The sequence below is a fragment of the Acetobacterium malicum subsp. dehalogenans DSM 11527 genome, from assembly GCF_000472665.1.
GTDB lineage: Bacteria > Bacillota > Clostridia > Eubacteriales > Eubacteriaceae > Acetobacterium > Acetobacterium malicum.
The window spans coordinates 39,565-52,482 of sequence record NZ_AXAC01000022.1; the positions used below are offsets into that span (position 1 = coordinate 39,565).

The following is a 12,918-nucleotide window of genomic DNA, read 5'->3' on the forward strand; positions in this document are numbered from 1 at the left end:
TGTAAGGAATTAGCATGCTTGACAAAACTGCTATATACAAGTATAATTCTAAACAGTTCATTAATACGAACAAGGTTACCCAATTAAACAATTGAAAATATAACTGTGATATGAAATCACTGGAAGCCATGAATGTTGTGCAAGCACATTCATGGCTTTTTTGCGTCAGGCAAACAATGATCAATTAGTGGCCAAAAGGTAATAAGCACATTTCTGGTCGTCTTGCAACAAAATGACAGAGATGTAACAGAGATGGCAATCCCTCGAAGTAAATAAGAACATACAAAGTTAAGCAGTCCCCAAAAATCACAGACGATGTGACAGTACCAACAAAAATGTAACCATGAAGGTTTCAATTCCCCTGAGGGATGAACCGTTCATGGTTTTTTTATATACAAATAAATCATGATAAGAAACAATTGAAAGAAAAGAGGAGCAAAGATGAAGCGAAAATTATTGTGTTTAGGATTGGTCGCACTGATGTTGACATCAGTGCTGGCAGGTTGTTCCGTTAATGGTGCAACCCAGGGCAAAATTGAACGTGCCAAGGACGAATTGGTATTAGCCATTGGTGGCGAACCGGACGATGGCTTTGATCCCACCACCGGTTGGGGTCGCTATGGCTCACCGCTGTTTCAGAGTACCTTGCTGACCCGGGACAATGATCTTAAGATCATAAAAGATCTGGCCACCGATTATACCATCAGTGAAGATGGCCTAACCTGGACCTATCAGATTCGCCAGGATGTGAAGTTCTCGGATGGTACCCCGTTAACTGCTGCTGATGTGGTTTTCACCTATGAAACCGCAGCTAAAAGCGGGTCGGTTGTCGATCTGGCAGTAATGGCCAGCGCTAAAGCGACTGATGACTATACGGTCGAATTCAAGCTCAATAAGCCCCAATCAACCTTTCTCTATACAACCGCCGCCCTGGGAATCGTCCCGAAAGCCACTTACAGCAGTGACTATGCTCAGAATCCGGTCGGTTCTGGTCCCTTTAAATTTGTTCAATGGGACAAAGGTCAACAGTTGATTGTCGAAGCCAATTCTTATTACTATGGAACCAAACCCGCATTTAATAAGGTGACATTTTTGTATCTCAGTGAAGAAGCGACCTATGCAGCAGCCAAGGCCGGCGAAGTCGATATCGCATCGATTGTACCATCGTTGACCAGTCAGGAAGTGACCGGGATGACCATCAAATCGGTTGATAGTGTTGACAACCGGGGCATCTCGTTACCCTATCTAAAATCAGGCAGCACCACATCCGAAGGCTACCCGATTGGCAATGATGTAACATCAGATCTGGCCATCCGAAAGGCGATTAATTATGCCATTGACCGACAAAAGCTGGTGGACGGCGTGTTGCTTGGCTATGGTTCGGAAGCGTATTCCGTCAGTGATGGTCTGCCCTGGGGGAATGCGGCGACAGAGATAACCGATGGCGACGTGGCCGGTGCCAAAAAGATGCTGGCCGATGGTGGCTGGGTTGACAGTGATGGCGATGGTGTTGTTGAGAAAGATGGGGTTAAAGCCGAGTTTACCCTCAACTATCCATCATCTGATAAGGTCAGACAATCCCTGGCAATTTCGGTAGTCGATATGATTTCACCAATTGGTATCAAAGTAAATGTTGAGGGAAAAAGCTGGGATGAAATTTATAAACTGATGTTTTCGAATGCGGTCTTATTTGGTTGGGGAAGCCATGATCCGATCGAAATGTATAATATCTATTATAGCGGTAACGCTGGTGTTGAGACCAATGATCCGACCTTTTATAAAAATGAAAAGGTGGATGCCTACATGAATCAGGCCCTGGCAACGACCGACGAGGCAGTCGCCAATGAACTGTGGCAAAAAGCTCAGTGGGACGGACAAACCGGATTCAGCACCCTTGGAGATGCACCTTGGGCCTGGTTGGTTAACATTGATCATATTTATCTGGTTGACGATCGTTTGGAAATTGGCCAGAGTCGTACTGAACCCCATGGCCACGGCTGGCCGATTACCGCTAACATCACCGAATGGCACCGGAAATAACGATGAACTCAGCAAAATATGTATTAGGCAAAGCGCTGCGAATGATTTCATTACTCATTGCCCTATGTCTGGTCTCTTTTATTCTGGTGAAAAACTCGCCTATCGATCCGGTTCAGGCCTATATTGGCGCGGATATGATGCGGGTTTCCGAGGAACAGAGAGAATTGATTGCCGAAAACTGGGGGCTTGACAAGCCACCCATTGAGCAATTCTTCAGCTGGGCCGGCGCCATCGTCCAGGGTGATTTTGGCACCTCGATGATTTACCGGGAGCCGGTAATCGAAGTGATCGGTCAGCGTTTTGCCGCCTCTCTGGCACTGATGGGAGTAGCCTGGGTTTTGTCCGGGATATTTGGTTTTCTGATGGGCATCATTGCCGGGATGAATCGCGGGAAACTGATTGATCGGGCCATCAAGTGGTATTGCCTGACCCTGGCAGCGACGCCGACCTTCTGGCTGGGTTTGATTCTGCTGATAATTTTTGCCGTCTGGTTAGGCTGGTTTCCGATTGGAATGGGCGTGCCAGTGGGGGTGCTGTCAGAACATGTATCGATCTCTGAAAAGCTTTATCATCTGATTTTACCGGCTTTAACCCTCAGTATTGTGGGGGTTGCCAATATTGCCCTGCATACTCGCCAAAAATTGTTGGACGTCCTGGAAAGTGACTATGTCCTGTTCGCCAGAGCCAATGGAGAATCTGGTTTGGGCCTGGTGTGGCAGCATGGTGTGAGGAACATTGCCTTGCCGGCAGTGACCCTGCAATTTGCATCCTTTAGTGAATTATTTGGCGGATCGGTGCTGGCTGAACAGGTTTTTTCTTATCCGGGTCTGGGTCAGGCCACTGTTTCGGCTGGCTTGCGAGGCGATGTGCCACTATTGCTGGGGATTGTTTTAATCAGTGCTATTTTTGTTTTCAGTGGGAATCTGATTGGGGATATTATCTGCAGTGTCGTGGATCCCCGAATTAAGGAAGACAGGTCGTCAGTATGAATGTGTTAACCGATCCAGAAAACGCTATTGGCAGCGGCAGCCTTCACTTTAAACTGAATCGTCGCCAAAAGACCCTAATCATCACCGGTCTCTGTTCAGCCTTGCTAATTGGGATAATTTTAGCAGCTCAGTTAATGAGCAATGCTGGTATTGCTACTAATTTTAGTCAACAAAATCTGGCGCCATCCTGGTCCCATCCGTTTGGAACGGACTGGTTGGGTCGGGATATGTTTACCCGGACCATCAAGGGCCTGGCCATCAGTATCCAAATTGGGCTGCTGGCATCCAGCGTCAGCGTGGTAATTGCCCTGGTGTTGGGAATGTGTGCCGCAACCATGGGCGAAAAAGTCGATGCCATCATTTCCTGGCTGGTGGATTTATTTATGGGGGTTCCCCACCTGGTGGCTCTTGTTTTGATTGCGGTAGTGCTTGGCGGGGGCGCCAAAGGTGTGATCATTGGGGTGGCACTGACCCATTGGCCCAGCCTCACCCGGGTGATCCGGGCCGAGGTAATGCAGGTGCGAAGCTCACAATACGTGCTGGTTTCACGGCATCTGGGCAGAAGCCGCTGGTGGATTGCCAGCAGACATATTCTGCCGCATTTGCTACCGCAGTTTTTTGTGGGTCTGATTCTGATTTTTCCCCACGCCATTTTGCACGAGGCTTCAATTACCTTTTTAGGCTTTGGATTATCGCCGCACCTGCCAGCCATTGGCGTGATCTTGTCTGAATCGATGGGATATCTGGCCGCGGGGATGTGGTGGCTGGCGTTTTTTCCCGGCTTATCACTGTTAATTATCGTCAGAGCCTTCGATGTGATCGGCGATAATCTGCGGATGTTGCTAGACCCCCATCGTGCCCATGAATAAGGAGAGAAAAAAATGAACATCAAAAATAACATCTCAAATCTGCAGCATAGCAATTTGAGCGAGCAATCGCAATATCTATCCGGTACCAGCAGGAACGACCTATTGGTGGTGGAAAACCTGTCCGTTTCGTTTATTCAGTATCAGAGCGGCATGAAGCAGCGGAATCTAGAAGTTATCTGCGATTTAAATGTCAATGTCAGGAGCGGTGAAGTTGTGGCCATTGTCGGTTCCAGTGGATCAGGAAAAAGCTTGCTGGCCCATGCCATTCTGGGGATCCTGCCATCCAATGCCAAGGTTTCCGGGACGATGATCTATAATGGCCAAGCGCTGACTGGCGAACGCCAAAAGGCGATCCGGGGCAGTGAAATTAGTCTGATACCGCAGTCGGTCAATTATCTGGACCCGCTAATGAAGGTTGGTGAACAGGTCCAAAATACCATCAAAACAAAAGATGCCAAAGTACGGCAACAGCAAATATTTCAGCGTTATCAGCTGTCAAAAGCAGCCGGAATTTTATATCCCTTTCAGCTATCCGGGGGAATGGCCCGGCGGGTTTTGGTGGCAACCGCGGTCAGTGGCGGTGCTAAACTGATCATTGCTGATGAACCAACGCCGGGACTGCACCCGGAAGTGGTGGCAGAAACCTTATCCCACCTCAAAGAACTGGCCGATCAGGGCTGTGGCGTGCTGATGATTACCCATGACATTGAGGCCGCCATGAAAATTGCCGATCGGATTGCGGTGTTCTACGCCGGCACCACTGTTGAGGTGGCACCGATTGAAGATTTTACAAATACTGGTGAAGCGTTGCGGCATCCTTATACCAAGGCCTTGTGGAAAGCTTTGCCGGAGAATGATTTCACACCGATTCCCGGGTTTCAACCGACCCCGGCGGATCTGCCCAGCGGATGCTTATTTGAACCCCGCTGCCAATTAAGAACCGCCGCATGTGGTGCCGGCAAACCGGAGATGGCAGAGCTCCGAGGTGGACAAGTGAGGTGTATCCATGCAACTTGAAGCAAAAAATCTGGGCTTTGGCTATCATAAAAACAACTGGATTTTCAAACAGCTCAGTTTAACCATTGAAGCCGGCGAAGTAGTCGGTTTAACGGGCAACAGCGGCTGTGGCAAGACAACCCTTGCCAAGGTTCTGGCCGGGTATGAAGTGCCCTGGGAAGGACGGGTCAAGCTAAATGGAAAAGCAGGGTCGGTCTCAGGCTATAATCCGGTCCAGCTGATCTTTCAGCATCCCGAAAAATCAGTGAATCCAAGATGGCGCATTCGCGATTCAGTAAATGAGGGCTGGCAGGTTGATCAGGAATTACTTTATCGGCTGGGGATTGAAGAAAGCTGGATGGACCGCTGGCCCAATGAATTATCCGGCGGTGAACTACAGCGGTTTTGCGTTGCCAGAGCCTTGTCACCAGATACCCGGTTTATCATTGCCGATGAAATGACAACGATGCTGGATGCCATCACCCAGGCCCAGATTTGGGAAGTGGTTCTGGCCCTGGCCAAGGAACGAAACATGGGAATCCTGCTTGTCAGCCATGAAGAAAAGCTGATTCAACGCATTTGTGAGCGAGTCATTGATCTGGAAGCGGTCCAAAAAAATTGTGAAAGTGAGATTGAGGATTTTAATACTCAGCAAGGAGGTGTCCTGGTCACTCAGCTGGAATAATCTTATCTGCAGTGAAGAGAAAATCAAAAAGGCAAAAGCAGGCTGAAAATTCAGCGTGTTTTTGCCTTTTTTGTCTTTGGACAGCTGTAATCGACAACAGGAATTTAAACACAATCTATTTAACAGAGTATTAACAATCTCTTTACCTTCTCAAAACCTTTTATCGTTTTTTATTTGGTAAGATAGCCATGCAAACAACGAAAATTAAGGAAATATGAAGGAGAAAAAAATGTCAAAAAGTTTTAAAAAAGTTTTAGTATCACTGTTAATCGGTGCAACGGTACTGACCCTGGCAGGATGCGGTTCTTCAGGATCGACAACATCAACAACTAAAGAGGCCATTTCAGGCGAAATCAACGGTGGCGGTTCCACATCGGTACAGAAAATTATTGATGCTGCCGGTTCAGAATTTACTGCCTTAAATCCGGAAGCCAAGTTCACTTACAGTGGCACGGGTTCATCTGATGGAATTAAAGGCGCAACTGCTGGTACCTATTCCTTTGGCTGTGCATCGCGAGAATTAAAAACCGAAGAAAAGGGTAGCTTAACCGAACTGATCTTTGCCTATGATGGAATCGCAGTGGTGTTAAACCCGGCCAATACGGTAACAAATCTGACCAAAGACCAGGTAGCGAAAATCTACATGGGTGAAATCACCAACTGGAACGAAGTTGGCGGAGCCGATGCCCCCATCGTCGTTGTTTCCCGGGAAGATGGATCAGGAACCCGAGATGCAGTGGAAGAACTAGTTGGTTTTAAAGAAAAACTGAAAGCCGATGCCACCATTAAAGAAGGTAACGGAAACGTTCAAACGACGGTAGCCGGCAATACTAATGCGATTGGCTATGTTTCATTAACCTTTGTTGACAAAACCGTTAAAGCGATCGATGTTGATAGCGTGAAAGCGACTGTGGACAATGTTAAAAACAAAACCTACCCAATTTCACGACCTTTCCTGGCAATGTACGATGAATCTAAGGTTGATGATGCAACTCTGGCATTCCTTGACTTCCTGATGAGCACCGAGGGACAGGCAATTGTTGAAGAACACGGCGGTATCGCAGTTTAATATCAGAAAACTGAGACTCCTGAAAAGGAGTCTCTCTTCATTAAAATAATCCCATGACAGGCGACCAGCATGGGTAGGAAAAGGAGCGTTTATTTTGCAGGCAATTAAACGTAAGAAACAAAAAGAGACAATCATCGAAGGCTTTTTTCTGATCTGTGCTTTCGTAGCTGTAATCAGTGTTCTGGCGATTACAGTTTTCGTTTTTTTCAATGGACTTAAACCATTTATTTCTAATAGTTATTCCCTTTGGGATTTTTTAACCGGCGTTGAATGGCGACCGGGTTCAAACATGTTTGGGATCTTTTATATGATCGTGGGATCCATTTTTGCGACACTGGGGGCCATTCTGATCGGTGTGCCAGTAGCGATTTTCACGGCGGTTTATATATCCGAACTGGCTGGTTCCCGGATTGGCAAGATGATCCGCTTTGCGGTGGAATTGCTGGCAGGGATCCCATCGGTTTTATATGGGGTTTTTGGTTTGGGAATCATCGTTCCCTATGTGCTGAAAATTTCACCGATGGCTCAGGGCGAATCTCTACTGGCGACCATTCTGGTTCTGGCGATTATGATTTTGCCGACGGTGGTCAGCATTTCGGAGACATCCATCAGTGCGGTTCCAAAAGAGTATCGGGAAGGTTCCTATGCGCTGGGAGCTTCTAAAATCCAGACCATCTTCAAGGTCGTGCTGCCGGCCGCCCGATCCGGTATTATGACCGGTGTAATTCTGGGGATTGGCCGGGCCATTGGCGAAACCATGGCCGTCATGCTGGTTTGCGGCAATCCCATCGCTGGTATACCCACCAGTCTGTTTGATCAGATTCGGCCCCTGACCACCAACATTGCCCTGGAAATGGGCTATGCCTCCGGAGTTCATCAAGAACTTTTGTATTCAACCGGGGTGGTATTATTTATCTTCATTATGATCATTAATCTGGCAGTGAATAAACTGGTTAAGGCAAAGGTAGGCAGTTAGATGGGAAGAAAAGCAAAAGATAGTTTAATTAAAGGTGTTATTTATCTGGCCACCGGCATTACCTTAAGCGTCTTGCTCTTTATTGTCGGATTCATTTTTATCAAAGGAATTGGGCTGGTTAACTGGGATTTTCTGACCCGGGATTTCAACGAAAATGTGGTTTATGCCTTTATTGAGTCCAACGATGTGCCGCTAACCATTGACGAAGAAACCTTAAACGGAAAGAATCCCTATGATAAACGGTATGAAACACACTTAGAAGGACCCATTTATGTGGAAAATATTGGCGCCGCCATTGCTAAGGTCGCTTATAAAAATCACAGCACCGAGCGGGAGCAGTTTGTGATTACCTATATTGAAAAAGACTCGCCGTTTAATCGTGCCATCGACTCAACCGGAAAAAGTATCACGATCGGCACCGACTATATTTTACAGAGTATCAATGGCAATGATTTTACCAGTTTGACCCTGGCTGAGGTGGCAGAAACAATTTCGGCTGAATCCGGTGAACTGAAAATAAAAGTCGTCCAACCCGGCGGTGGGATTAAGTCCAACATTATCACTACCCTGTATATGGTCTTACTGTCGCTTATTGTGGCACTGCCGCTGGGGATATTTGGAGCGATTTACCTGACCGAATATGCTAAACCCGGAAGACTGGTAAACATGATAAGATTTGCGGCTGAGTGTCTGGCCGGGATTCCATCGATTATATTTGGTTTGTTTGGGATGGCGTTCTTTGTGGTCGCGCTGAAATTTCAAATCTCGCTGATCTCGGGAAGTTTGACTGTGGCCATCATTCTGCTGCCAGTCATCATTCGAAGTACCGAAGAAGCGCTCAAAACTGTGCCAATGGCCTTTCGGGAAGGTTCACTGGCGCTTGGAGCCACCAAGCTTCAAACCATTTTCAAGGTGGTGCTGCCCTGTGCGGTACCCGGTATTGCCACAGCGGTGTTGCTTAGTATCGGCCGGGTAGTCGGGGAGTCGGCGGCGTTATTATTAACCGCCGGAACGGTCGCACAAATTCCGGGAACCCTCTTTTCGCCTGGCAGTACTTTGACGGTCCAAGCCTACTATGTGGCCAAAGAAGAAGGTAACATCGAATTGGCCTGTGCCATTGGAATAGTCATAATTGTAATTGTTATTGTACTGAACATCTTGTCCCGTGTCACTTCCGACAAGTTGGATGTCTTTAATAAAAAATGAGGAGTAATATGGACACAAATATAAAGTTTAACACCAAAAATCTGGATTTGTTTTATGGCGATTTCCAGGCCCTGAAATCAATCAATATGGAAATTCGTGAAAAGGAAGTAACTGCTTTTATCGGCCCCTCCGGTTGCGGCAAGTCAACCTTCCTGCGTTGTCTCAATCGTATGAATGATCTGATTGATTCGGTAAAAATAAAGGGTGAAATTATTTTTGACGGAAAAGATATTAACGGTCCGATCGACGTCATTAATTTACGGACCCGGGTGGGAATGGTTTTTCAGAAACCCAATCCCTTTCCGATGAGTATTTATGAAAATATTGCCTATGGCCCTAAATGTCAGGGAATGAAGGACAAAAATCAATTGGACAACCTGGTCAAAGAAAGTCTGATGAAGGCGGCTCTCTGGGATGAAGTTAAAGATCGGCTGAACAAATCGGCTCTGGGGCTGTCCGGTGGTCAGCAGCAGCGGCTTTGTATCGCCCGGACCATTGCCATGAATCCGGAAGTTATTTTAATGGATGAACCAACCTCGGCCCTGGATCCCATTGCGACAGCAAAGATCGAAGATCTGATGTCTAGTTTAAAAAAAGATTATACCATTATTATTGTCACCCATTCGATGCAGCAGGCCGGGCGAATATCTGATAAAACCGCTTTCTTTTTGATGGGAGAGGTGATCGAATTCAATGACACCCCGATAATTTTCACGAACCCCCATGATAAACGGACAGAGGACTACATTACCGGACGTTTCGGTTGATAAGGAGAAAATAAACCATGCGAGTAGAGTTTAACGAAGAATTAAGAATGATCAAAGATCAGATCCTGCTGATGGCGGCAATGACTGAAAAAATGCTGTCAGATTCAGTTTTAGCTTTAAAAAGCCAAAACAATGAGTTGGCCCGTTCGGTAATTGAGCGGGATGATCTGGTGGATGCCAAAGAAATCGAACTGCAGCTGGTGGTTAGTCAGGTAATTGCCACCCAGGGTCCGGTAGCCACCGATCTGCGACGATTGGCTTCTACCTATAAAATTATTACCAATCTGGAACGGATTGCCGATCTGGCGGTGAATATTTCCAAGCGGGTACTGGAGTTGTCAGATGTTGTATATATGAAGCGACTTATCGATATTCCCCGGGCCTGTGAGCTGGCCCAAACCTTATTGAAGCTGTCGATGCAAGCCTTTGTTCACGAAGATATCACCTGCTTACGAGAAGTGGTGGATCTGGAAGACGAGATTGATGCGCTGAATATTCAGATCCATCATGACTGTCTGGCCTATATGATTGATAATACTAAAAATATCCATCAGGGTTCAGTGTTCATTTTTGTTGGTAGTTATCTGGAGCGGATTGGCGATCATGCTACCAATATTTTTGAAACAGTCTTCTATATTGTCACCGGTGACTATATTGATTTCAATGACTTGGATGAAGAAACGATTGAACAGACCCTTGCACTACAAAAAAAGATCAATGCCATCGAAAATGAAAATTTGACGGAATAAGCGCTTTCAAGAAATAATCACATGACAAAGTCGGAGAATTAACTCTTCCGGCTTTTTTTATTTAGTAAATCGAAGCTTATTTGATAAAATCGCGCTGATTTGGGTAAATTAAGTACTTAGGTAAGAAGTGTGATCGGGTTGAAATAAATAAGCGGAAAGCGGATAAAAGTATGGTAATTTCATCGAAGTCTGATTATAATTATTATAGGCAGAAAATGATTCTTAATTATTTTGATTGAGTCATTTCCGGATTGAATTTTTTCAAAAGGACTGGAAGATAAAATGAATAAAAAGGATGCACGAAATGCTACAACAGTAAGTAATTGTAACAAAGACAGTGAAGAAAGATTAAGAAGGCTGGTGGATATCCTGCAGCATCCTTCCGATTCCATTCAGGAATTTTTGGATTATGCCTTAAAACAGGCCATTGAACTGACAGAAAGTCAGATTGGCTATATTTATCATTATCATGAAGATCGGAAAGAATTTGTTTTGAATACTTGGTCGGTGGAGGTCATGAAAGATTGTAAGGTCGAAAAACAGGAAACGACCTATAAGTTAGATAAAACCGGCATCTGGGGGGAAGCAGTGCGACAGCGGCGGCCCATTGTAATGAATGACTATCAGGAAAGAAATCCGCTGAAAAAGGGATGTCCCAAAGGACATGTTCCGTTGACAAATTTTTTGACGGTGCCAATTTTCAAGAATAAAAAAATTGTTGGGGTCGTGGGATTGGCCAATAAAAAAACCGATTTTAATGAATCTGATATTCTTAATATTACATTGCTAATGGAAGCTGTCTGGACGGTTACTGAGAGTAAAAAAGCAGAGCAGGATTTATTAGAGAGCAATGCCCGATATGATAAGCTGGTCCAGCGAATTCCAGTCGGGATCTATACCATGCGCATCAAGACCTCAGGAGAAAACCAGTTTGAATACTGTAGCGAGAGGTTTTGTGAAATGTTGGGCCTGACTGAAGAAGACGTTTTAAATAACCCGGAATCGGTTCATGGTCAAATACATCCGGATGATCGGGCTGCTTTGGATGAAGCAAATCGAAAGGCTAATCTGTGTCTTGAGAGTTTCAGATGGGAGGGACGCAGTCTGATTGGGGGAGAAATCCGGTGGATACGGATTGAGTCAGAACCTATTTTTTTAGCTAATGGTGATAGTTTGTGGAATGGTGTTATTTTCGACATTTCTAATCAGAAAAAAGCGAAAGAAGAACTCAATCAGACGTCAACCCGGCTTACTTTGGCGACTCGGGCTGGTCGGGTCGGAATTTGGGATTGGGACATCAAATCGGATAAAATGCTATTTGATGATTTAATGCTGGAATTGTACGATTTGCCAGCAAAAAATTATTGGGTTGAAGATAAAGTGTGGCAAAAAGCGATACACCCAGATGATTTAGAACCGTTGAATAAAGAGCTAAATAGGGCTATTCAGGAAAAAACGGAGTATAATTTTGAGTTCCGGGTTGTCTGGCGAGATGCTTCCATTCACAATATCCGGGCCCTGGCTACTGTACAGTATGATGATTTAGGCAATGCGGTCCGCATGATTGGGACAAACTGGGATATCACCGAAGCGAAAGAATCCCATGCTAAAACAATTGAAACAAACCGGCGCCTGCAGGATGAAATTATTGAGCGAAAATATATTGAAGAAGCGCTCCGCAGCAGTGAAGAAAAACTGAAGACCATTATTGAAACATCACCGGACGGCATTGCTATTTCATCGATGGACGGAATGGTTGAATTTGTTACGGCTCAATCGGTGGCAATGTGGGGATATGACTCGCCCGATGAGATGATTGGCCGGAATATTCTGGAGTTTGTTCATGAGAGCTATCACGAAAAAGCCATTTATTTTATGACTGAAATGATCAACGGTCATTTAACGGGTGCGGCAGAATATCTGATGGTTAAAAAAGACGGTAGTTTGTTTTACTGTGAAACCAATGCGAATGTACTCAAAGATAAGAATAAAAATGCAATTGGGGTTCTTCATATCGAACGCGATATTACTGAACGAAAAAAACTGGAAGAGGAACTAAAAGATCTGGCTATAAAAGATCAGCTCACGGGTCTTTATAATCGTCGTAAAATTGATCAAGTGCTGATGAAAGAAAAGGATGAGTCCGACTATTTATCAGTGATTATGGCGGATATTGATATGTTTAAACTGGTGAATGACGAATATGGTCATTTAGTCGGGGATCAGGTATTGATGGAGATTGCGGCAATTCTGACAAAGGGTATCCGGAAAACAGATATTTTAGGTCGTTGGGGTGGTGAAGAATTTATTATTATCTGCACCGATACAGATCTGGAAGGGGCAACCGTTCTGGCAGAAAAACTAAGGGAATTAGTGGCTGCACATTATTTTATTGGAGTTGGAAAGAAGACCTGTTCGTTTGGAGTCGCCCAGTTGCGAAAAGATGAAACCATTGATGAATTGCTGCTCAGGTCTGATCTGGCCCTGTATCAGGCCAAAGAACGGGGCAGAAACCGAGTCGAACAAGAGATGTGTCGAGTGAATACAATAAAGAAATAAATTAGCGCAAAAA

General features: G+C 45.3%; 11 protein-coding genes. All 11 read left to right on the forward strand.

Annotated features, from left to right (window positions below):
* Positions 1-441 precede the first annotated feature (441 nt).
* Entirely contained in the window at positions 442-2,040 is a 1,599-nt protein-coding gene (locus A3KS_RS0109440; protein ID WP_026394726.1) for an ABC transporter substrate-binding protein, read from the forward strand.
* Between the two features lie 2 nt (positions 2,041-2,042).
* Positions 2,043-3,029, forward strand: coding sequence for an ABC transporter permease (locus A3KS_RS0109445; protein ID WP_035355833.1), 987 nt, complete (start codon positions 2,043-2,045; stop codon positions 3,027-3,029).
* Positions 3,026-3,898, forward strand: a complete 873-nt coding sequence (locus A3KS_RS0109450) for an ABC transporter permease (RefSeq protein WP_051355777.1) — start codon at positions 3,026-3,028, stop codon at positions 3,896-3,898. Before A3KS_RS0109445 ends, A3KS_RS0109450 begins: the two co-directional genes overlap by 4 nt.
* 150 nt (positions 3,899-4,048) lie before the next feature.
* Positions 4,049-4,915: an ABC transporter ATP-binding protein gene (locus A3KS_RS0109455; protein WP_341349838.1), complete on the forward strand. Its 867-nt coding sequence runs from the start codon at positions 4,049-4,051 to the stop codon at positions 4,913-4,915.
* Entirely contained in the window at positions 4,905-5,579 is a 675-nt protein-coding gene (locus tag A3KS_RS20695; RefSeq protein ID WP_084504946.1) for an ABC transporter ATP-binding protein, read from the forward strand. Before A3KS_RS0109455 ends, A3KS_RS20695 begins: the two co-directional genes overlap by 11 nt.
* Positions 5,580-5,808: 229 nt before the next feature.
* Positions 5,809-6,648, forward strand: coding sequence for a phosphate ABC transporter substrate-binding protein (locus tag A3KS_RS0109465; protein WP_026394730.1), 840 nt, complete (start codon positions 5,809-5,811; stop codon positions 6,646-6,648).
* A gap of 94 nt (positions 6,649-6,742) precedes the next feature.
* Positions 6,743-7,624, forward strand: a complete 882-nt coding sequence (gene pstC, locus A3KS_RS0109470) for a phosphate ABC transporter permease subunit PstC (RefSeq protein WP_026394731.1) — start codon at positions 6,743-6,745, stop codon at positions 7,622-7,624.
* Positions 7,625-8,830 carry a phosphate ABC transporter permease PstA gene (gene pstA / locus A3KS_RS24145; protein WP_026394732.1) on the forward strand — a complete coding sequence of 402 codons (1,206 nt, stop codon included), beginning with the start codon at positions 7,625-7,627 and terminating at the stop codon, positions 8,828-8,830. It abuts the gene before it with no gap.
* Between the two features lie 8 nt (positions 8,831-8,838).
* Complete coding sequence (pstB, locus tag A3KS_RS0109480; RefSeq protein ID WP_026394733.1) at positions 8,839-9,597, forward strand: phosphate ABC transporter ATP-binding protein PstB; 759 nt, start codon at positions 8,839-8,841, stop codon at positions 9,595-9,597.
* Between the two features lie 17 nt (positions 9,598-9,614).
* Complete coding sequence (gene phoU / locus A3KS_RS20700; protein ID WP_051355778.1) at positions 9,615-10,346, forward strand: phosphate signaling complex protein PhoU; 732 nt, start codon at positions 9,615-9,617, stop codon at positions 10,344-10,346.
* Between the two features lie 282 nt (positions 10,347-10,628).
* Positions 10,629-12,905 (forward strand): diguanylate cyclase, encoded by a 2,277-nt coding sequence (locus tag A3KS_RS0109490; protein WP_026394734.1) that lies wholly within the window; start codon positions 10,629-10,631, stop codon positions 12,903-12,905.
* Positions 12,906-12,918: the final 13 nt, after the last annotated feature.

Excerpts from the sequence above, each read along its gene's own strand:
- A3KS_RS0109440 (WP_026394726.1), top strand. The coding sequence starts at position 442 with ATGAAGCGAAAATTATTGTGTTTAGGATTGGTCGCACTGATGTTGACA.
- A3KS_RS0109445 (WP_035355833.1), top strand. The coding sequence starts at position 2,043 with ATGAACTCAGCAAAATATGTATTAGGCAAAGCGCTGCGAATGATTTCA.
- A3KS_RS0109450 (WP_051355777.1), top strand. The coding sequence starts at position 3,026 with ATGAATGTGTTAACCGATCCAGAAAACGCTATTGGCAGCGGCAGCCTT.
- A3KS_RS0109455 (WP_341349838.1), top strand. The coding sequence starts at position 4,049 with ATGAAGCAGCGGAATCTAGAAGTTATCTGCGATTTAAATGTCAATGTC.
- A3KS_RS20695 (WP_084504946.1), top strand. The coding sequence starts at position 4,905 with ATGCAACTTGAAGCAAAAAATCTGGGCTTTGGCTATCATAAAAACAAC.
- A3KS_RS0109465 (WP_026394730.1), top strand. The coding sequence starts at position 5,809 with ATGTCAAAAAGTTTTAAAAAAGTTTTAGTATCACTGTTAATCGGTGCA.
- pstA (WP_026394732.1), top strand. The coding sequence starts at position 7,625 with ATGGGAAGAAAAGCAAAAGATAGTTTAATTAAAGGTGTTATTTATCTG.
- pstB (WP_026394733.1), top strand. The coding sequence starts at position 8,839 with ATGGACACAAATATAAAGTTTAACACCAAAAATCTGGATTTGTTTTAT.
- phoU (WP_051355778.1), top strand. The coding sequence starts at position 9,615 with ATGCGAGTAGAGTTTAACGAAGAATTAAGAATGATCAAAGATCAGATC.
- A3KS_RS0109490 (WP_026394734.1), top strand. The coding sequence starts at position 10,629 with ATGAATAAAAAGGATGCACGAAATGCTACAACAGTAAGTAATTGTAAC.